The organism is Kluyvera ascorbata ATCC 33433, from assembly GCF_000735365.1.
GTDB classification, from domain to species: domain Bacteria; phylum Pseudomonadota; class Gammaproteobacteria; order Enterobacterales; family Enterobacteriaceae; genus Kluyvera; species Kluyvera ascorbata.
In genome coordinates this window covers 1-18,319 of record NZ_JMPL01000092.1, presented here as the reverse complement: position 1 = coordinate 18,319, position 18,319 = coordinate 1, and the positions used below count along the sequence as shown (strand labels likewise).

The window sequence follows — 18,319 nt, the reverse complement described above, 5'->3', positions numbered from 1 at the left end:
GAGGGCACATAACCAAAGAAGGTCCCCCTCTCCCCCTTTAGGGAGAAGGTGAGAGTGAGGGGTGTATGTTGGCTCGAAAGTCAAACCCTCACCCCAACCCTCCCCGTAAAAGAGGAGAGAGGGTTTATCACGCTAACTTAGAACCAGGCTTCAAACATGCCGCCGAAGTTCAGCGAATCCAACTGCTCGTCCTGCGTTCCGTTCACCTTCGCCGTACGCTTGTTATCAACCTGACCACCGGTCACGTAGAAGCGCAGCATTGGACGGAATTCCGGCCCCATACCAATTGCTATGTTCTGCGACAGCGTCAGCTTCCAGCCGTGGTTATCACCGCCCTGATCGTAATCTACGCGCTGGTAGCCCGCTTCCAGCCAGGTGGAGTGCACGTCGTTCCAGAAGTACATTGGACGAACAATGGCGCCGTAGTTTTTACGGTTATCGGTGTTGTCTTTGCTGTTGTCATAGTCGTGGAAGGCCAACAGGTATTCCACCTGCGCCTGCTGGGTGAACTTATAGTTACCCTCGAAGCTGGCGTAGATAGCGGTCAGGCCGTCGGTTTTGTTAAACACGCTGTTATCCGAGTTATCGGAGTAGCGCAGGATAACCTTGTTCACGCCGCTGTCGTCGCTGTTGGTGTGGCTTAACAGCAGGCCGCCCTGCCAGGCATCCAGCTGCTGGTCGTTATCCACCGCTTTGGAGTCGAAGCCGTAGTTGGCGTAAACCTCAACGTCAATCGGGCCTGCTTTGATGTTGTGGGTTTTGGTGGTCAGCGCGTAGTGGCCGTTATCGCCGGTATCAGAGTTACCGGTACAGGTGATGCGCGATGGGTTGGACTCATCGGCCATCACTTCCGGGCTACAGGATTTCACCTGTGCCACGGTGGCAACGTCGAACTGCACGCCGCCGACGTCAAAGTTTTTCACCCCTGCGCCCTGGCCGTCGTGGTTCATCCAGAAGTAGTCGTTGATACCCTGTTGCGGACGCTGGTGGAAGTCGCGGCCTGCCCAGATATAGGCGTTAGGGTTCGATTCCAGCACGTTGGTCACGCCAACGTAGGCTTTTTTCAGGTTAACTTCGTCACTCCAGTGGTCGAACATAACGTTGATATCCCAGATAGCGCCTTTGCTGCTCTTAAAGGCTTTGGTTAACTGGAATTCACCGCCGTTCCCTTCGTTACCCAGACGGCCAATAGCCGAGGCACCGTTATAGGAACCGTCCACGCCGACGTATTTCTGGTCGCCTGCCTGGAAGTGTGCGCCGTAGCGCGCGTAGCCGCTGAACTTCAGACCAAACGGCACCGCCATGTCTGGCGTCTGCGCGGCGCTTTGTGGGTTGGTTTCCAGATCCACCTTTTTAGCCTGGGCGGCATCCATTTTGGCCTGGCGGTCAGCCAGGGCTTTATCGACGGCCTTGGCCACAATGGCGTCGATTTGTTCCTGAGTAAATTCTTGTGCCATTACAGAGGAAAGCGGGCAAAGTGCGGCAATAACCGCCATAGCTAAAGGAAGTTTTTTTACAGTTTTCATGGTTATCTCAAATTAATTAATTATATTTTCAGACAATAACCATCCCGTTCGGGTGGATATTCGCTATCGCCACCAGAACAAGCTGATTTTATATTTTATGGTGTAGGGTACAATTAAATAATTAGCGTAATTAACGTCTCCGTAGTTAAATGAAATTAAATATCAACGTTGATAAAGGTGAATAATTTCTTCAGAAAGCTCACGAGCGAGTAATGAGTTCATTAAGTGGTCCTGCGCGTGAACCATAATTAAGGTCATGGGCTGCCGCGCTTCACCTGCATCCTGCTCGATAAGCTTGGTTTGCATATGGTGTGCCTGACGGGCGTAGCCATCGGCTTCCCGCAGGAGATTTCTGGCTTCCTCCATTTCGCCCTGGCGCGCGGCGTGCAGCGCTTCGAAACATAGCGATCGGGACTGGCCTGCGTTAATGATTATTTCCATTACCGCGTCCTCTAACCTAACCATAATAAGATCCCCTAACTATTTAAAGTCATAATAAGAACAGGGCGGAAATAATATATTAATGCTTAATATTAAATTAATCTGATTTAACTAACGGTTTCCGCTAATGGCGATGCCGTTTTTAATTTCTGCTCTTCAGTTTTCATTAATGAACGCTCGTAGGCGCGCAGGAATGGTAAATACATGGCCGCAGAGACCAGCATACAGATAACGCACATCACCACCGGACTTAATGCCCAGTTTGCCGCCCAGGAAGCACCGATAGGCGCAGGCGTGGTCCACGGCGTCAGCGAAACCACCTGTGCCAGCCAGCCAAGACGGGTAGCGGTATAGGCGAGAACGGCGTTAACCATTGGAATACAAACAAACGGAATAAACATCATCGGGTTCATAATAATCGGCGCGCCGAACAGAATCGGTTCGTTGATATTAAAGAAGCTTGGGACGACGCCCATTTTACCGATGGTACGCAGGTGCGCGACGCGGCTACGCAGCAGCAGGAACGCCAGCGGTAAGGTACAGCCTACGCCGCCAATCAGCAGGTAGTGATCCCAGAAACCTTGCAGGTAGACGTGCGGCAGAACGGTGCCCGCAGCCAGCGCGGCCTGGTTGGCAGAGAGGTTCGCCATCCAGAATGGGTTCATGATCCCGGTGACAATCAGCGAGCCGTGGATCCCGGCAAACCAGAAAATCTGGCACATCAGCACCGACAGCAGGATCGCGGGCAGAGAATCAGAAGCAGAAACCAGCGGGGCCAGTACGTGCATAATCGCCTGCGGCAGAATCATACCGGTCTGCGCTTCAATGAACAGGTTCAGCGGGTGCAGCGTACCAATCACCACCAGAACCGGAATCAGAATCTCGAATGAACGCGCCACGCCGGTCGGGACTTCTTTTGGCAGGCGAATGGTGACGTTGTTCTGCTTAAGCCAGGCGTACACGCGAGTGGAGTAAATCGCGGTAATCAGCGCGGTGAAAATCCCCTGACCAGACAGATACTGGGTGGAAATCTTACCGTCTGCGTACGGCGCGGCAACCAGCAGGAAGGCCATAAACGCCAGCAGGCCGGACATCACCGGGTCGAGGTTAAACTGACGACCAAGGCTTGCCCCGATACCGACGGAGATAAAGAAGGTCATCACGCCCATGCTGAGGTTAAACGGCAGCATCAGCTGATCGCGATAGTGAGCGGAGAAATCGAGCCAGCCGCGGGCAAAACCGTTGGTCGTATCCGGTGAGAACGGTGGGAAAATAAACACCAGCATGAACGAGCCGATTATCATAAACGGCAGCGCGGCGGTAAAACCATCGCGAATGGCGATGACATATTTTTGCTGTCCGAGACGGCCGGCCAGCGGGGTAATGGATTGCTCAATAACGGCAACCATGGATTGATAAATAGAACTCATTTGGAAACCCTTTTAGTGCGCTGCGGAAATCAGCGACAGAGCGTAATCGAGTACTTTGTCACCCCGTTGCATTCCATAATCCATGGTATCAATCGCCTGGACGGGAATATTTTGGGTGGCGGCCTTTTCTGACAAACTTTTTAACATGTACTTCACCTGTGGACCCAGTAACACCACCTGATATTGCGGGTACTGGATGTCAAATTCGGACACGCCATAGGCATCAATTTTTACCGGCAAGTCCCGTTCCTGCGCGGCTTCCACCATTTTTCTGACCAGCATGCTGGTCGACATTCCGGCGGAGCAGCAGAGCATAATTTTGTACATCTACGACCATCCTCTAAATGTAAAAAGTTGTTGCGATCGTGATTTGATATGAAACTGAAACCGGTTTCTATTCATAAAACTTAGAACTGTGATATCCATCAATTTCTCATGCTTATGAGACTAATTATTTCGTCCTGGCTCACATAAAATTGTCGTTTTGAGGTGAAATGGACATCAAATGGATAATCGGTTTCCATGGGAAAAGGGAAACGGATATACTGTCGGCAGCTATAATTTGAGCCGTTGTTGTACCGAGGATTTACAGGGCAACTCGTGTGCCTTTTCAGGGGAGAATGATGTCTACAATCAACGATGTATCACGTCTGGCCGGAGTGTCTAAGGCCACAGTTTCACGTGTGTTGAGCGGTTCACGAGGAGTAAAAGAGGCCAGCCGGCTTGCAGTTTTACGCGCGGTTGATGAACTCAATTATCGGCCCAATGTGATTGCCCAATCGCTGCTGAGTCAGTCTACCGGCTGCATTGGCGTCATTTGCGCCATGGAGAATATTAACCAGACCACCGGCTATCTCTACGCGCTGGAAAAGCAGTTTAGCCAGCACCAAAAACACCTGCTGCTGCGCTTTGCCAATACGCGAACCGGCGTGATGTCGGCACTGGATGAATTGACCAGCGGACTGTGCGATGACGTGCTGGTGATCGGCGCGCGTTTCCCGCTGGAGGTCGATAGCGACAACGTGGTGTTGATTGACTGCCCTGAAGCGGAAAACACCAACAGCATCCAGTTTGACCACGTTTTTGCCGCGGAAACTGCCTGTAACTACCTTGCGAGCCAGGGCCGTCGCCAGATTGCGCTGATTCAGCCGTTGGGCAGCGGTTTTGTCGACGACGTGCTGCTGGGCTACAAGCAGGGGCTGGAGAAAAACTTTCTGCCGTTTAATCGCAACCTGGTGTTTATGGACAGCAACTCTTCGACCGTGGCGTTGCAGGAACTGCTGAACAACGCCAGCACCGTCAACTTTAATGCGCTGCTGGTGGCCGATGAACAGGAAGCGCAGCGGGTGATCCCCCAGCTTCTGGCGTTCAATAAACGCGTTCCGGAAGATGTGATGGTCTTCAGCCTTGCGGGGACGCTGCACCTGCCGGGCATTCCAACCATTCCGGCCATCGAATACTCGATGGATGCTATTGCCGCGCGCATTGTTCACTGGCTGGAAGAGAAAACCCAGTCTCCGGGCAACCACGCTTTTCGCGGCGATCTGATTATTCCAGAGATGCATAGACGCTAATCCTGTCGCCCGCCGCTGCCTGGCTGCGGGCGTTTATTCCCCCTCATTGTTTTGCCATGCCGCTCACAATATAAAAATAACTCATACCCACCCGCGGATTTTTGAACCGGACAGCGTCGGGCGACTGCCTTAACGTGGGCTGAACGTTCATCCAATAACACAAACCAGAACATTCATACCTCCTCTTTAAGGACGTAACCCTATGAGCCTCTCGACCGGTGTAGATGTAAAAGCGTGGATTGATGCCCGACCAATCTCGCGCTTTCAGTGGAAAATTTTGTTTCTCTGTTTCGTGATTATCATGCTCGACGGCTATGACGCGGCGGTGATGGGCTTTATCGCCCCGGCGCTGCTGGAAGACTGGGGCATCAGCCGCGCGGCGCTGGGGCCTATTCTGGGCGCGGCGATGTTCGGCGTAGCGCTGGGTGCACTGATTGCCGGGCCGCTCGCTGACCGCTACGGGCGTAAGCGCATTCTGCTGTCCTCGGTGGCACTGTTCGGCGTCTTCAGCCTGGCGGCGGCAATGGCGCAAACGCCTACCCAACTGGCGCTGCTGCGCTTTTTAACCGGGCTCGGTCTTGGTGCGGTGATGCCAAACTGTGTGACCCTGGTGGCGGAATACATGCCTGAGCGGCGTAAAGGATTGATGATTACGCTAATGTACAGCGGGTTTAACGTCGGCTCTGGGCTCGGCGGATTTATCGCCGCGGCGCTGCTGTCGCACTACAGCTGGCATTCGGCGCTGATCTTCGGCGGCGTACTGCCGCTGGTGGTGCTGCCGTTTATGCTGGTGATGCTGCCGGAATCGGCGATGAACATGGTGGCGCGGCGCGTGCCGGGAGCTGAGATTGCCCGCGTGCTGAACCGCCTGGGCGGCCAGTTTGCCGCTAACACGTTGTTTACCCTGAGTACGCCGCAAATTTCCCGCCACGCGAAGGTGATTCAGCTGTTCCGCGGTGGTTACGCGCGCGGCACCGTCGCGCTGTGGCTGACCTATTTTATGGGACTGTTCGTGATTTACTTGCTGAACGGCTGGTTGCCGACCATTCTGCGCTCCGGCGGTCTGTCGTTGCAGCAGGCGGCGATTATCACCGGCCTGTTCCAGCTTGGCGGCCCGCTCGGCGGCATTCTGGTGGGCTACCTGATGGACCGCACCTCGGCAAAAGTGGTCATTGCGGCAACGTATTTTATTGGCTGCCTGTGCCTGCTGTCCCAGGGGCTGATGGACTTTGGTTCAGCGGCGCTGTCGGTGCTGATTTTCGTGAGCGGGATGTGTATTAACGGCGCGCAAAACGGCCTTCAGGCCTACTCGCCAGCCTTCTATCAAACCGAAATTCGCGCTACCGGCGTGAGTTGGATGCACGGCATTGGGCGTATCGGAGCGATTTTAAGCTCAACGCTGGGTGGCGTAATCATGCTGGCGGTGCCGGGGCACTCGTCAATTTTCCTGGTGCTGGCGCTGCCGGCCTGCCTCGCGGCAGCCTGTATTCTGCTGCACCGTATGAATCAGCGTAACGCCGCGCAGAGTGGGCGTACGGCGGGCGATGTGGCGCTACCAAACGCCGCCCATCATCGATAAGTGGAGTTCCGTTATGGCTAGAATTATTGGCGGTATTGCCGTCTCTCATACCCCGACCATCGGCTTCGCAGTCGATCATCATAAACAGCATGATGCGGCGTGGGCACCGATTTTCGAAAGCTTCGAGCCGTTGCAGCGCTGGCTCGACGAGAAAAAACCGGATGCGCTGGTCTATATCTTCAACGACCATGTAACCGCTTTTTTCTTCGACCACTACTCGACCTTCGCGCTGGGTATTGATAACGAATACGGTGTGGCGGACGAGGGCGGTGGCCCGCGCAGCCTGCCGCCAATCAAAGGCAACGCCGCGCTCTCGCGCCATATCGGCAGCAGCCTGATGGCGGACGAGTTCGACATGTCGTTCTTTATGAACAAAAAGCTCGACCACGGCCTGTTCTCGCCGCTTTCAGCGCTGCTGCCGTGGCAGAGCGGCGAATGGCCGACCAAAGTGGTGCCGCTGCAAATTGGCGTACTGCAGTTTCCGGTGCCGAGCGCGCGGCGCTGCTACAAGCTTGGTCAGGCGCTGCGCCGGGCGATTGAGAGCTTCCCGGAGGATATCAACGTCGCCATCGTGGCGACCGGCGGGTTGTCGCACCAGGTGCACGGCGAGCGCTGTGGGTTTAACAACACCGAATGGGACGCGCAGTTTGTCGATATGCTGGTGAACGACCCGGAGAAGCTGACCGAGATGACGCTGGCGGAATACGCCGAGCTTGGCGGTATGGAGGGCTCGGAGGTGATCATGTGGCTGGTGATGCGCGGCGCGCTGTCGGCCAACGTCACTGAAACCTGGCGTGATTATTACCTGCCATCGATGACCGGTATCGCCACGCTGATCCTGGAAAACCATGCGCGGCTGCCGCCGGTCGATACGCTTACGCGTCATCGTCAGCATATGGCGCGCCAGCTTGCGGGCGTGGAAAAGCTTCCCGGCACCTATCCGTTCACCCACGAGCGCAGCCTCAACGGTATGCGGCTGAATGCCTTTCTGCACAAGCTGACGCAGCCCGCGTGGCGCGAGCGTTTCCTCAACGAACCGCAGGCGCTGTTTGCCGAGGCGGCGTTAAGCGAGGAGGAGCAGAAGCTGCTGATGACGCGGGACTGGCGAGGGCTGATTCAGTACGGTGCCAGCTTCTTCCTGCTGGAGAAAATGGGCGCGGTGGTGGGGGTGTCGAACCTGCATATCTACGCCGCCATGCGGGGGCAGACGCTCGACGAGTTCCAGAAAACCCGCAACCAGCAGGTGACCTATTCGGTGGCGGGTACAAAAACACCGGCTAACTAGCTGGCGGTGTTTTTGCCGGCCTGATAAGCGTAGCGCCATCAGGCGTCGCGGCCACCTGCTGATGAATAAAGTTCACCAACGTTTGGGTAGCAGGCGAGGGCAGACTGCCTTCGCGGAAGGTCAGCCCAATGCGCCGCTGCGTATTGGGCAGCTTCACCGGCAGGATGGTCAGCAGGTGGTTATCTATTTCAAAGCGCATCTGGCTGGCGGAAACGGCGGCCAGCAGCGGTGAACCGAGCAGCAGACCGCGCACCATCGCGGCATCACCGGTTTCGACTACCGGCTGCGGCTGCGGCAGGCCGAGGGCGGCAAAGGCTTTATCCAGAAGATGCCGCGCCGGGGCATTGCTGCGCGGCAGCACCCACTGGGCGCAGGCGAGCTGGCTTAGTGGGTCTGGATGGTTGAGCAGCGGGTGATCGTTGCACACCAGAATCAGCATTTCCTCTTCAAACAGCGGCTGGCAGGTGAGCTCCGGCAACTCATCGTGCTGGCGCAGTGCGCCAATGATAAAATCGATATTTCCCGCCCGCATGTCCGACACCAGGGACTCGTACGGGCTTTCATTGGTCACCACACGGATTCCCGGATGCTGGGCCAGAAAGGCGTTGATGGCGGCGGGCAGCAGCTGCGTACGACTCAGCGGCAGTGCGCCAATGCGGACATTTCCCTCCAGTACGCCGCGTATTGCCGCTAAATCACCCCAGATGTGTGCCAGTTCGTTCAAGGCACGGCTGATGTTTGGATACAGCGTATCGGCGGCCGTGGTCGGACGAACTCCCTCCGGCGTGCGGCGAAACAGCGGCGAACCAGCTCCTTTCTCCAGAATCTTTAGCGCGGCGCTAATCGCTGGCTGCGTCACGCCGAGCTGGTTGGCGACGGTCTGGCTATGGTTGATGTGGTACAGCTGAATAAAAATCTCCAGCCGCCGGGTGTTGAACAGCCAACCCGGGTCGGGCAGATCCTTGTGCGGCGCGGTGTGTGCTTTGAGCTTGTGCATCAGCGCGGGAATGGCCTGTAAATCTCCAATCGCCCGCAGCGCGCGCGGCAAAATGCATTTGCCGTATTCCGTCAGCACCATGCCGCTGTAGTGGCGCTCAAACAGCGTCACGCTTAGCTCTGCTTCCAGATCGCGGATGGCACGAGTAATGGCGGACTGGGTGCGAAATAAGTCGTCGGCGGCACGGGAAACGCTGCCGCGGCTGGCGACCTGGCAGAAGAACCGTAACTGCATGATGTTGATGCCTTTCTCGTGCTTCGTCTGCCACATGCCGTTGCTCGCCTTTTGCGGGGTATTTTTTATCCAACATAAATAAAAATCATAGCCTTCGCAAGTTAACGAATTACCCGCTGTGAGCTGGACATGACAAGCTGAAAAAAAACCAAGAAGGAAGCCCACATGTCTACTCTGATTACCCCTAAAAGCGCCCTTGTCGTCAGTGCTCACTCGGCGGATTTCGTCTGGCGCGCGGGCGGCGCTATTGCACTGCACGTTGAACAAGGTTACCAGGTGCATATCGTCTGCCTGTCGTACGGCGAGCGCGGTGAGTCCGCCAAACTGTGGCGCAAAGGCAACATGACCGAGGCGACGGTGAAGCAGCATCGCGAGCAGGAAGCGCAGGCCGCGGCGGAGATCCTCGGCGCCAGCGTCGAGTTCTTTGACATTGGCGACTACCCGCTGCGTGCCGATAAAGAGACGTTGTTCCGCCTCGCGGACGTTTATCGCCGCGTGCAGCCGCACTTTGTGCTGACCCACTCGATGCACGATCCGTACAACTACGATCACCCGCTGGCCTCCAATCTGGCGCAGGAGGCCCGCATTATCGCCCAGGCCGAAGGCTATCGCCCCGGTGAGCCGGTGGTGGCAGCCCCACCGGTTTACTGTTTTGAGCCGCATCAGCCGGAGCAGTGCAACTGGAAGCCGGACGTACTGCTGGATATCACCCGCGTGTGGGAGAAAAAGTACCGTGCTATCCAATGCATGCAGGGACAGGAACATCTGTGGGAATACTACACCCGCGTGGCGCTGCAGCGCGGCGTGCAGGCAAAACGCAATATCGGCATTACCGCTGCACGCGACATCAGCCATGCGGAAGGTTTCCAGAGTATCTTCCCGCGCGTTACGGGGGATCTGGCATGAATTTACTCAATAAAAAAGGTATCGCAGTGCGCTATATCCCGCGCACCGACGGCGGTAAGCTGCGCCAGTTTGCGGCGGCGGGCGTGGCAACAATCCATGAATCCCACGAACGCCAGGGGCTGATGAGCCCGGATATTCGCCCAATTCAGCAGGGCATCAGCCGCGCGGGTAATGCCGTAACGGTGCTGGTGACGCCGGGGGATAACTGGATGTTTCACGTGGCCGTCGAGCTGTGCCAGCCCGGCGATATTCTGGTCGTCGCGCCAACGTCTCCCTGCGGCGATGGTTTCTTCGGCGACCTGCTGGCGACCTCACTTCAGGCGCGAGGCGTGATTGGTCTGGTGGGGGATATCGGCATTCGTGATTCCCAGACACTACGCGAGATGGGCTTTGCGGTGTGGTCGCGTCAGGTTTACGCCCAGGGCACCGTCAAAGAGACCCTCGGTTCGGTTAACGTGCCGCTGACCTGTGGTGGCCAACTGGTGGTGCCGGGCGATGTGGTGGTGGCGGACGATGACGGGGTGGTGGTGGTACCGCACATTCTCGCCGATACGGTGCTGGCAAAAGCACAGAGCCGTATCGCCAATGAAACGGCGAAGCGTGAGCGGATGAGCAACGGCGAGCTGGGGCTTGATATCTACGCCATGCGTCCGCGCCTTGCGGAGAAAGGGCTGCGCTATTTTGATTCGGCCGAGGACGTGAGGGACTGATATGGCGCAACGCAGAATCCCCTGCCTGTGGATGCGGGGCGGAACCTCAAAGGCGGCCTGTTTTCTGGCATCAGACCTGCCCGCATCAACCGACCAGCGCGACGCGGTGCTGCTGGCGGTGATGGGCTCGCCCGATCTCCGCCAGATTGACGGTATCGGCGGCGGCGACCCGCTGACCAGCAAAGTGGCCATTATCCAGCGCTCAACGCGCCCGGATGCCGACGTGGATTATCTGTTTGCGCAGGTCAACGTAGAGCGTGCAGTGGTCGATTACGGCCAGAACTGCGGCAATATTCTGGCGGCGGTGGGACCGTTTGCTATCGAACGCGGGTTGGTGCCGCTTAACGCACCGGTAACTCAGGTGCGGGTGCATATGGTCAACACCGGGCAGATTGCGGTGGCAGAAGTCCCCTGCTTGTCGGACGGCGTGAAGTACGACGGCGACGCGCGTATTGACGGCGTACCGGGCAGCGCCAGCCCTATTATCCTCAACTTTCTTGATACCGCCGGTTCGACCTGCGGTGCGCTGCTGCCTACCGGCAGCGTGGTTGACCGCTTCGACGGCATCGACGTCACCTGCATTGATAACGGCATGCCGGTTATTCTGCTGCGTGCCAGCGATGTTGGGCGCACGGGCTATGAAACCCGGGAGCAGCTCGATGCAGACGATGAACTGAAGCTGCGGCTGGAATCCATCCGCTTGCAGGCAGGGCCGCGTATGAATCTGGGTGACGTCGCCCAACGCAGCGTGCCGAAAATGACGTTGATCGCCGAACCGCGTAGCGGCGGGGCTATCAGCAGCCGGACCTTTATTCCGCACCGCTGCCATGCGTCGATTGGCGTGTTCGGCGCGGTGAGCGTGGCGAGCGCCTGCCTGTTACCAGGCGCGGTGACGCAGGGGCTGGCGAAGGTGGGGGAAGGGCGTGAACAGCTGGTCAGCGTTGAACATCCAAGCGGCGAGTTCAGCGTGGCGATACAGCGTCGGGATGACGGCAGCCTGGCGGGCAGCGGCCTGCTGCGCACCGCCCGGCTGCTGTTTGTCGGTGAGGTCTTAATTCCGGCCGCCATCTGGCCTGCGAAGGAGTGATGATGAGACATATTGCGTTTATTGGTTTTGGTGAAGCGGGCGGCATTCTGGCCAGTGAACTGGCGGCACAGCATCAGGTGGTTATCTGGGATAGCAAGCTCGGCGGCGGTGAGCGTGAAGCGATGCTGGCGAAGGCCGACCAGGCTGGCGTGCAGGTGGCGGACTCTCTTGCGCAGGCGCTGGACGGCGCGGCGTGGGTCTTCTCTACCGTCACCGCAGGGTCGGCGCTGGAGGTAGCGCAACAGAGCGCGGCGTTGATGCAGGCCGGGCAGTATTTTCTCGACCTTAACTCGGTGGCACCCGATACCAAGCGACAGGCGGCACAGGCGTTTTCCCCCGGCGTCTACGTTGACGTGGCGGTCATGGCTCCGGTACCTCCCGCGCGGATGAAAACCCCGCTGTTGGTCGGCGGACCGCAGGCGGAGTCGGTGACCGATGTGCTGAATCAGCTTGGCTTTAACGCCCGCTTTGGCAGTCTGGTTGTTGGCAAAGTGTCGGCCATTAAGATGTGCCGTAGCGTGATGATAAAAGGGCTGGAGGCGCTGACCACCGAGTGCCTGTTTGCCGCACGTGAATACGGCGTGGAAGAAGACGTGCTGGCCTCGCTGCACGCCAGCTTCCCGTCTCTCGGCTGGGACGGTGCGTTTCCGGGATACCTGATTAGTCGCGTGGCGGAACATGGGATACGCCGCAGTGAAGAGATGGAAGAAGTGGTAAAAACGCTGCGCGATGCGGGCGGTGAGGGGCTGATGAGCCAGTCGACGGCGCGAGTTCAGCGCCATTTACCGCAGCAGATGCGGGGGTTAGGATTGGATTATGCTGGCCTACAGCCGTTTAGCTGGCAGTCGCTAGCGGATACGCTGAAAGGGCGGTGATTATCCCGGGGTCGCTGCTGTACGCCAGGGCTACACAATGCAACGGTAGCCCGGCCGAACGCAGTGACGCCGGGGAGCCCTGCTTATAGTGCTACTTGGTCGGGCACTGAATGCTTTTAATCGCCTTTTCATAGGCAGAACGATCGTTCTTATCCAGCGCCCGCGTGGCGCTCTGCACCGCAGTTTTATTCTCTTTCGACTCCAGCACGCGGTTAGCAAACTGCGAATCGCTTAGCCCACTGCTTGCCGGACAGTTCTGCTTCACGTCTTTTACCACCTGCTGTTTTTGCTGCTCAAACTTCAGTCCTTCCAGCGGTGCGGCCTGCACGATGGCAGGCAACAGCAGGGAGGCGGCAAGCGACATGGCGATACTGATTTTCTTCATTGCGGATATCCTTATGTTAATGCGTTTAGTTAACTATAGACGTATTCCCCGGCGCGTCATTCTGCGTAGCGGTTTCCAGCAAAATGATGGCGTTGCACTGGCTCATTAACACCTTTCGTCAGCGCGATCTGCTGGGGCTAGTGGACAGGCTAGCCCTGCTGCTCGTTACAGGGTGTGCTAATGACAGCCAGATGGAAGCGCTGTTTAATTATTTGCTGCGGTCAGGAGATGCGGTGCGCTTTCATGAATTTCTCCAGGCTGCGGTAGCGCGTTTACCCGAACAGAAGGAGAAGATGATGACGATTGCGGAGAGGCTGCGGGAAGAAGGGCATCTGGCGGGACTACAGGTGGGGGTTCAGCAGGGCATTCAGCAAGAAGCCCAGCGCATTGCCCGTACCATGTTGGAAAACGATATAGATAGTGCTCTGGTTCAGCTCATCACCGGGCTTTCGGCTGACGAACTGGAGGCACTGCGGCACTAAAATTTGGCCCGATAGCGCGGTGCTACCGGGCATTACGTGCTACGCCGTTTTCGTTCTGCGGCGTGAGTCCAGTGAAATCAGTACCACCGAAGAGAGGATCAGCAGCGTGCCCAGCCAGTCTGGCAGGGTGAAGCTGATACCCAACAGCAGCAGCGATAGCAGCGCGCTGCTGAGGGGTTCGGCGCAGCTGAGGATACTGGCTTTTGGGCCGCCGATCATCTGCGCGCCTTTCAGGTACAGGCTGAAGGTGAGGGAGGTGCCAATCACTACCAGATAGAAGAACGCTAGCAGCAGGTTGCCGGTAATTACCACGTTCGCGCCATCTCCCGCGTAGAACGGCAGTAGCATTGCACCACCGAGCAGCATACTCCAGCCGACGATCGGCAGCGTGCCGTAACGGGCAATCAGCGTGGAGGGGTAGGTGGTGTAAAACGCCGCCGCGAACGCCGAAGCGATACCCCAGAACAGCGCGGCACCGGAAATTGAGAGCGACGTTGGGTCGCCGTGAGTGACCAGTAAGAACGTGCCGATAAGCGAGGTTGCAATGGCGGCAAAGACGAAACGCCCCGGACGGGCTTTGCGCACGATGGCGAACCAGGCGACGATAATGGTCGGCGACAGGAACTGCAAAATCGTTGCGGTGGCGGCGTTGGATTTTTCAATCGCCAGCAGGAAGGTGAGCTGAACGGTCATCGCGCCAACAAGGGAGAACAGCAGCAGGCTGATAATGTCTTTGCGGTCTTTCAGAATGCGGAAAATGCCGTCGCCGTGCAGGAAAGAGAACGTTAGCAGGATAAAGCCACCGGAGAGCAGGCGAATCATCGTCAAAAACGGCGACGGCATCTGGCTGTGTTCCATAATGTACTGCGCACAAACGCCTGAACTTCCCCACAATATGGCGGCAACTAAGACGTTCAGCATCCCTTTTCTGGTGGCACCCATTTTTCCCCAACCCTGTCATATGATTTTATTCTGGCGGGCATCATAGCATGGGCAGAGGCTTGCCCCCAGCGGTGCGCCGGGGGCAAAAGGGTTAGCTGAGGTCGACGTTTTTGCTGCCAAACAGCCAGGTGAGCAGGAAGCCGAAGAAGTAGGCCACGAGCAGACCCGCGGCGTAGACCGCCATCCCGGCGTAGATGCCGCTGTGCGAGGTCATCAGCGGCAGCGCCACCAGACCAGATGGACCAAAGACGGTGTTGAGGCCGACCGGCAGCCCCAGCCAGGCCACCAGACCGATAAAGAAGCCCCCGCAGGCGCCGCCGAGACAGGCGGTGACAAACGGCTTCATGCGCGGCAGCGTGACGCCGTAAATCAGCGGTTCGCCCACGCCGAGCAGGCCGGGAATAATGGCCCCTTTAATCTGCGTACGCAGCAGTGAATCTTGCTTCGCGCGGAAATAGAGCGCCAGTGCCGCGCCAACCTGGCCCGCACCGGCCATCGCCAGAATGGTGAACAGTGAGTTAAAGCCCTGGGCTTCCATCAGCGCAAAATAGACAGGCACAAAGCCCTGATGCACGCCGAACATCACCGCCAGCAGGAACAACCCGGCCAGCACCGCAGAGCCGAACGGGTTACCGTTGAGGTGCAGGAACAGCCAGGACATCCCGGTAAACAGGTAGCCACCGATAGGCATAATCACCACGAAGGTGACCGCGCCCATGATCAGCAGCGTCACCGCCGAGGTGAGGATCATGTCCAGGTTGGCAGGCATGATGCGACGCACCCGTTTTTCTACCCACGCGCCAATAATCGAGGCAATCAGTACGCCGATAATATTGCCGCGCGGGTCGATGCCGTGGCCGAAGAAATCGGTAATGCCGGAGTAGAAGCCGACGGTGGCTTTCGGGTCATAGCCGAGGATAAACAGCGCGGCGATGATGGCACCGTTGACGCCGGAGCCGCCAAAGGCTTTCTGCGCGTTATAGCCAATCAAAATACTCAGGAAGGTGAACATCCCTTTGCTGAAGATTTTCATGTAGCTGATGATGCCAACCAGCGTGGCGTTGGGGTGTGCGTTCTCCAGCACGAAAAGCTGTTCGGCGAGCGTGGCAAAACCCAGCAGCAGCCCGACGGCGATAAAGCCCGGAATCAGCGGAGTAAAGATGGTGGCAAACTTCGCCAGAAACTTCTGCACACCGCCGGTCTGTTTGCCCTTTAGCTCCTGCTTTTTGGCGCTGGCGATATCGGCGAGTGACTCGCCGCTGGCGGGGGTTCCCCGTGCGGCAGGTTCGTTTTCCAGCAGCTCGTTCATCAGCTCGGCGGCGGTTTGCGCTTTACCCGGCCCGAGGATTATCTGGAACTGCTCCTCGCTGACGACGACGCCCAGCACGCCTTCAACCTGGCGGATGGCCGTTACGTCGGCGTGAACGTCGCTGCGTAAGGTTAAACGCAGTCGGGTCATACAGTTACCCGCCTGGACTACGTTCGGCGCGCCGCCAACCAGGTCGAGGAGGCGAGCTATCATCGCTTTATTTATTTTGGCCATTCCACGGTATCCCAGTCAGTTGAATCAGTGTTTTAACGCTTTACGGATAAAGCCGTTGTTGTCTGCCAGCAATTGCTTCGCTTCTTCGGCGCTCAGGTTTGCCAGCACCATCACGATGGCGGTTTTGCAGTGCCGGCCGCAGGCATCCAGCGCTGCCATCGCGGTCGTGCGATCGCATTCGGTGGCTTCCATCACGATGGAAATCTGACGTTCAATCAGCTTGGCGTTAGTGGCTTCCACGTCAACCATCAGGTTGCTATAGACCTTGCCGCTGCGGATCATCGCGCCGGTGGTAATCATGTTCAGCACCAGTTTCTGTGCGGTGCCAGCTTTCAAACGGGTAGAGCCGGTGACCACTTCCGGGCCGACAACCGGGGTGATAGCGATATCCGCGCGCTGCGCCATTTCACCGTGCGGGTTGCAGCTCACAATGGCGACCAGCGCGTTCTGCTGGTGGGCGTATTCCATTGCGCCGAGCACGTACGGGGTGCGGCCACTGGCGGCGATGCCGACCAGCACATCATGTTCGTTAAAGCCCAGCGCCTGTAAATCTTCTGCGCCGCGCGCCGCGTTGTCTTCAACGTTTTCTACGGCTTTCAGAATGGCGGTATGGCCGCCGGCAATCAGGCCGACAACCTGTTCTGGGCGGGTGCCAAAGGTTGGCGGGCATTCGCTGGCATCGAGGATGCCTAAGCGCCCGGAGGTGCCTGCGCCGATGTAAATCAGGCGCCCGCCGTGGCGGAAGGCGTCGGCTACGGCGTCAACGAGCTGGGCAATTTGCGGAATGTAAGGGGTGATCGCATGGGCAACCAGCTGATCTTCGTTGTTAATCACCGTCAGCATTGCTTCGGTAGAGAGGGTGTCAATGTTGGCGCTGTTGGCGTTGCGGCGTTCGGTCAGCAGTTTGCTCAGGTCGATACTCATAGGAAACCTCATCATTCTCAGTGGCAGGCAGTATAAGGAATTAATTATTCCAATCATGTGAAGGGTATCACGATTAGCGCGTTGGAGATACGCAGTGATTTAGATGAGATAAGGGAAGTTGCGGTAATAATATTGGAATATTTTATTACCGCAGAAATGGATTATTGTGCGTCGCGAGGTTTAAGCAGGCCGAAGAAGAGCGCCAGCGCGTAGGAGATCGCCATGGCGAGGCTCATCTTGAGCATCGTTTCGCCGCCAAGCCCCGCGAGTGGTGCGGCAATGCCGCCGCAGACGAACATCAACGTGCCCATCAGCGCGGAGGCGGTGCCCGACTGTGCGCTATCCACCGCGTTCATCGCTTCGGCCCCGGAGACGGTGCTGATGCCGCTCATAAACGACACTGTGAAGAACAGCCCCACCAGCGCCAGCACCGCGTGCTGTTGCCAGGCGAGCAGTAGCGTCACCAGCGCGCAGAATACCGCCAGCAGCAGGCCGCGGCGCAGCAGGGTTTCTGCGGGGACGCGACGGGCCAGGCGAGAGAAAATCAGCGCGGCGATAATCAGCCCGATGCCATTCAGGCCGAACAGCAGGCTGAACTGCATGGCGCTCATGCCATATTCGCTTTGAATGACGAACGACGACGAACCGATGTAGGAGAACAGCCCGGCCATCATAAAGGCCTGAATCAGGCAGTAGCGCATAAAGCGGCGGTTCTTCAGCACCGGCGTGCCTTTGGTCTGCTGCGCGGCGTTGGCGCTTTTTGGCGGCAGCGTTTCATGCAGCACGACGAGGCTCAGGAGCAGCAGCACCGCGCCGATCCCCGCCATCGTCCAGAACAAAATGCGCCAGTCGAAGGCGGTGATGATATAGCCCCCCAGCACCGGTGAAAGCACTGGGGCGATGCCGTTAACGGTCATCAGCAGGGCGAAAAACTGCGTAAGCTGCGTGCCCTGATAGCGGTCGCGGGCGATGGAGCGAGACAGCACGGAGCCGCCCGCCCCAGCGAAGCCCTGCAGGAAGCGCCAGGCAATCAGCATATGGATATCGTAGGTGACGGCGCACATTGCTGAGGAAAAGATAAACAGCAGCAGGGAGATAGCCAGCGGCTTGCGGCGGCCGATGCGGTCGCTGAGCGGGCCGAAAAAGAGCTGACCAAGGCCAAGGCCGATAAGCGCGGCGGTGAGCGACAGTTGGGTCTGGGTGCCGGTGGCGTTCAACTGGTCGGTGATTTCCGGCAGCGCCGGGAGGTAAAAGTCGGTACACAGTGGGCCGATTGCGCAAAGCAGGCCAAGCACCACGACCCAGGAAAGGGAAATACGCGGCATGAAAGCTCCTTTTTATTCTTCATAATCAATGTGGGGGATAGTGCTTGTTGCACCCTCACCCCAGCCCTCTCCCT

The 18,319-nt window shown here is 57.6% G+C and carries 18 protein-coding genes; 8 read left to right on the top strand and 10 right to left on the bottom strand.

The genetic code is table 11. The features are described 5' to 3' along the window. Positions 1-137 precede the first annotated feature (137 nt). From GKAS_RS17755 to GKAS_RS17740, 4 genes are all read right to left on the bottom strand, one after another. The gene (locus GKAS_RS17755) at positions 138-1,526 is read right to left on the bottom strand and encodes a carbohydrate porin (RefSeq protein WP_035896238.1); all 1,389 of its coding nucleotides are present in this window, start codon (positions 1,524-1,526) and stop codon (positions 138-140) included. 162 nt (positions 1,527-1,688) lie between these two features. After that, positions 1,689-1,991, bottom strand: coding sequence for a PTS lactose/cellobiose transporter subunit IIA (locus GKAS_RS17750; protein ID WP_147281519.1), 303 nt, complete (start codon positions 1,989-1,991; stop codon positions 1,689-1,691). A gap of 83 nt (positions 1,992-2,074) precedes the next feature. Continuing rightward, positions 2,075-3,397 carry a PTS sugar transporter subunit IIC gene (locus tag GKAS_RS17745; RefSeq protein WP_035896236.1) on the bottom strand — a complete coding sequence of 441 codons (1,323 nt, stop codon included), beginning with the start codon at positions 3,395-3,397 and terminating at the stop codon, positions 2,075-2,077. Positions 3,398-3,409: 12 nt separating this feature from the next. Beyond that, on the bottom strand, positions 3,410-3,724 hold the full coding sequence (locus GKAS_RS17740) for a PTS sugar transporter subunit IIB (protein WP_035896235.1): 315 nt from the start codon (positions 3,722-3,724) through the stop codon (positions 3,410-3,412). 296 nt (positions 3,725-4,020) lie between these two features. Here GKAS_RS17740 and GKAS_RS17735 point away from each other — a divergent pair, with 296 nt between their 5' ends. From GKAS_RS17735 to GKAS_RS17725, 3 genes are all read left to right on the top strand, one after another. Beyond that, the gene (locus tag GKAS_RS17735; RefSeq protein WP_035896234.1) at positions 4,021-4,971 is read left to right on the top strand and encodes a LacI family DNA-binding transcriptional regulator; all 951 of its coding nucleotides are present in this window, start codon (positions 4,021-4,023) and stop codon (positions 4,969-4,971) included. A gap of 202 nt (positions 4,972-5,173) precedes the next feature. Continuing rightward, the gene (locus GKAS_RS17730; protein ID WP_035896233.1) at positions 5,174-6,550 is read left to right on the top strand and encodes an MFS transporter; all 1,377 of its coding nucleotides are present in this window, start codon (positions 5,174-5,176) and stop codon (positions 6,548-6,550) included. A gap of 13 nt (positions 6,551-6,563) precedes the next feature. Next, positions 6,564-7,835, top strand: a complete 1,272-nt coding sequence (locus GKAS_RS17725; RefSeq protein ID WP_035896232.1) for a gallate dioxygenase — start codon at positions 6,564-6,566, stop codon at positions 7,833-7,835. Here GKAS_RS17725 and GKAS_RS17720 read toward each other — a convergent pair. Further along, entirely contained in the window at positions 7,828-9,102 is a 1,275-nt protein-coding gene (locus GKAS_RS17720; protein WP_051910795.1) for a LysR family transcriptional regulator, read from the bottom strand. The genes GKAS_RS17725 and GKAS_RS17720 overlap by 8 nt on opposite strands. A 129-nt stretch (positions 9,103-9,231) precedes the next feature. Between GKAS_RS17720 and galB the strand changes: the two genes are divergently transcribed. Genes galB through GKAS_RS17700 form a run of 4 tightly spaced genes read left to right on the top strand, consistent with a single transcriptional unit; the run spans position 9,232 to position 12,644 of the window. Further along, positions 9,232-9,972: a 4-oxalmesaconate hydratase gene (galB, locus tag GKAS_RS17715; protein WP_035896231.1), complete on the top strand. Its 741-nt coding sequence runs from the start codon at positions 9,232-9,234 to the stop codon at positions 9,970-9,972. Continuing rightward, on the top strand, positions 9,969-10,682 hold the full coding sequence (locus GKAS_RS17710; RefSeq protein WP_035896230.1) for a 4-carboxy-4-hydroxy-2-oxoadipate aldolase/oxaloacetate decarboxylase: 714 nt from the start codon (positions 9,969-9,971) through the stop codon (positions 10,680-10,682). The genes galB and GKAS_RS17710 overlap by 4 nt, the downstream gene beginning before the upstream one ends. A gap of 1 nt (position 10,683) precedes the next feature. Beyond that, entirely contained in the window at positions 10,684-11,769 is a 1,086-nt protein-coding gene (locus GKAS_RS17705) for a 4-oxalomesaconate tautomerase (RefSeq protein ID WP_035896229.1), read from the top strand. A gap of 2 nt (positions 11,770-11,771) precedes the next feature. Beyond that, positions 11,772-12,644 carry an NAD(P)-dependent oxidoreductase gene (locus GKAS_RS17700; RefSeq protein WP_035896228.1) on the top strand — a complete coding sequence of 291 codons (873 nt, stop codon included), beginning with the start codon at positions 11,772-11,774 and terminating at the stop codon, positions 12,642-12,644. A gap of 91 nt (positions 12,645-12,735) precedes the next feature. Here the strand turns inward: GKAS_RS17700 and GKAS_RS17695 are convergent, their stop codons facing one another. Beyond that, on the bottom strand, positions 12,736-13,029 hold the full coding sequence (locus GKAS_RS17695) for a YicS family protein (RefSeq protein ID WP_035896227.1): 294 nt from the start codon (positions 13,027-13,029) through the stop codon (positions 12,736-12,738). 83 nt (positions 13,030-13,112) lie between these two features. On the opposite strand from GKAS_RS17695, the gene GKAS_RS17690 reads away from it, so the two are divergent. Then, positions 13,113-13,511 carry an RpnC/YadD family protein gene (locus GKAS_RS17690; RefSeq protein ID WP_051910794.1) on the top strand — a complete coding sequence of 133 codons (399 nt, stop codon included), beginning with the start codon at positions 13,113-13,115 and terminating at the stop codon, positions 13,509-13,511. 39 nt (positions 13,512-13,550) lie between these two features. Here the strand turns inward: GKAS_RS17690 and GKAS_RS17685 are convergent, their stop codons facing one another. From GKAS_RS17685 to GKAS_RS17670, 4 genes are all read right to left on the bottom strand, one after another. Continuing rightward, positions 13,551-14,453 carry an EamA family transporter gene (locus GKAS_RS17685; protein WP_035896226.1) on the bottom strand — a complete coding sequence of 301 codons (903 nt, stop codon included), beginning with the start codon at positions 14,451-14,453 and terminating at the stop codon, positions 13,551-13,553. Between the two features lie 91 nt (positions 14,454-14,544). Beyond that, positions 14,545-15,996, bottom strand: a complete 1,452-nt coding sequence (gene murP, locus GKAS_RS17680) for a PTS N-acetylmuramic acid transporter subunit IIBC (RefSeq protein WP_035896225.1) — start codon at positions 15,994-15,996, stop codon at positions 14,545-14,547. A 24-nt stretch (positions 15,997-16,020) separates the two neighbouring features. Further along, entirely contained in the window at positions 16,021-16,920 is a 900-nt protein-coding gene (gene murQ / locus GKAS_RS17675; protein WP_035896224.1) for an N-acetylmuramic acid 6-phosphate etherase, read from the bottom strand. Positions 16,921-17,081: 161 nt separating this feature from the next. Next, complete coding sequence (locus GKAS_RS17670; protein WP_035896223.1) at positions 17,082-18,245, bottom strand: multidrug effflux MFS transporter; 1,164 nt, start codon at positions 18,243-18,245, stop codon at positions 17,082-17,084. Positions 18,246-18,319 lie beyond the last annotated feature (74 nt).

What these genes read in the sequence shown, in the direction of transcription:
- GKAS_RS17725 (WP_035896232.1), top strand. Translation starts at nt 6,564, where the DNA reads ATGGCTAGAATTATTGGCGGTATTGCCGTCTCTCATACCCCGACCATC.
- GKAS_RS17745 (WP_035896236.1), bottom strand. Translation starts at nt 3,397, where the DNA reads ATGAGTTCTATTTATCAATCCATGGTTGCCGTTATTGAGCAATCCATT.
- GKAS_RS17720 (WP_051910795.1), bottom strand. Translation starts at nt 9,102, where the DNA reads ATGTGGCAGACGAAGCACGAGAAAGGCATCAACATCATGCAGTTACGG.
- GKAS_RS17755 (WP_035896238.1), bottom strand. Translation starts at nt 1,526, where the DNA reads ATGAAAACTGTAAAAAAACTTCCTTTAGCTATGGCGGTTATTGCCGCA.
- galB (WP_035896231.1), top strand. Translation starts at nt 9,232, where the DNA reads ATGTCTACTCTGATTACCCCTAAAAGCGCCCTTGTCGTCAGTGCTCAC.
- GKAS_RS17685 (WP_035896226.1), bottom strand. Translation starts at nt 14,453, where the DNA reads ATGGGTGCCACCAGAAAAGGGATGCTGAACGTCTTAGTTGCCGCCATA.
- GKAS_RS17690 (WP_051910794.1), top strand. Translation starts at nt 13,113, where the DNA reads ATGATGGCGTTGCACTGGCTCATTAACACCTTTCGTCAGCGCGATCTG.
- murQ (WP_035896224.1), bottom strand. Translation starts at nt 16,920, where the DNA reads ATGAGTATCGACCTGAGCAAACTGCTGACCGAACGCCGCAACGCCAAC.
- GKAS_RS17730 (WP_035896233.1), top strand. Translation starts at nt 5,174, where the DNA reads ATGAGCCTCTCGACCGGTGTAGATGTAAAAGCGTGGATTGATGCCCGA.
- GKAS_RS17710 (WP_035896230.1), top strand. Translation starts at nt 9,969, where the DNA reads ATGAATTTACTCAATAAAAAAGGTATCGCAGTGCGCTATATCCCGCGC.
- GKAS_RS17740 (WP_035896235.1), bottom strand. Translation starts at nt 3,724, where the DNA reads ATGTACAAAATTATGCTCTGCTGCTCCGCCGGAATGTCGACCAGCATG.
- GKAS_RS17750 (WP_147281519.1), bottom strand. Translation starts at nt 1,991, where the DNA reads ATGGTTAGGTTAGAGGACGCGGTAATGGAAATAATCATTAACGCAGGC.
- GKAS_RS17670 (WP_035896223.1), bottom strand. Translation starts at nt 18,245, where the DNA reads ATGCCGCGTATTTCCCTTTCCTGGGTCGTGGTGCTTGGCCTGCTTTGC.
- GKAS_RS17735 (WP_035896234.1), top strand. Translation starts at nt 4,021, where the DNA reads ATGTCTACAATCAACGATGTATCACGTCTGGCCGGAGTGTCTAAGGCC.
- GKAS_RS17705 (WP_035896229.1), top strand. Translation starts at nt 10,684, where the DNA reads ATGGCGCAACGCAGAATCCCCTGCCTGTGGATGCGGGGCGGAACCTCA.
- GKAS_RS17695 (WP_035896227.1), bottom strand. Translation starts at nt 13,029, where the DNA reads ATGAAGAAAATCAGTATCGCCATGTCGCTTGCCGCCTCCCTGCTGTTG.
- murP (WP_035896225.1), bottom strand. Translation starts at nt 15,996, where the DNA reads ATGGCCAAAATAAATAAAGCGATGATAGCTCGCCTCCTCGACCTGGTT.
- GKAS_RS17700 (WP_035896228.1), top strand. Translation starts at nt 11,772, where the DNA reads ATGAGACATATTGCGTTTATTGGTTTTGGTGAAGCGGGCGGCATTCTG.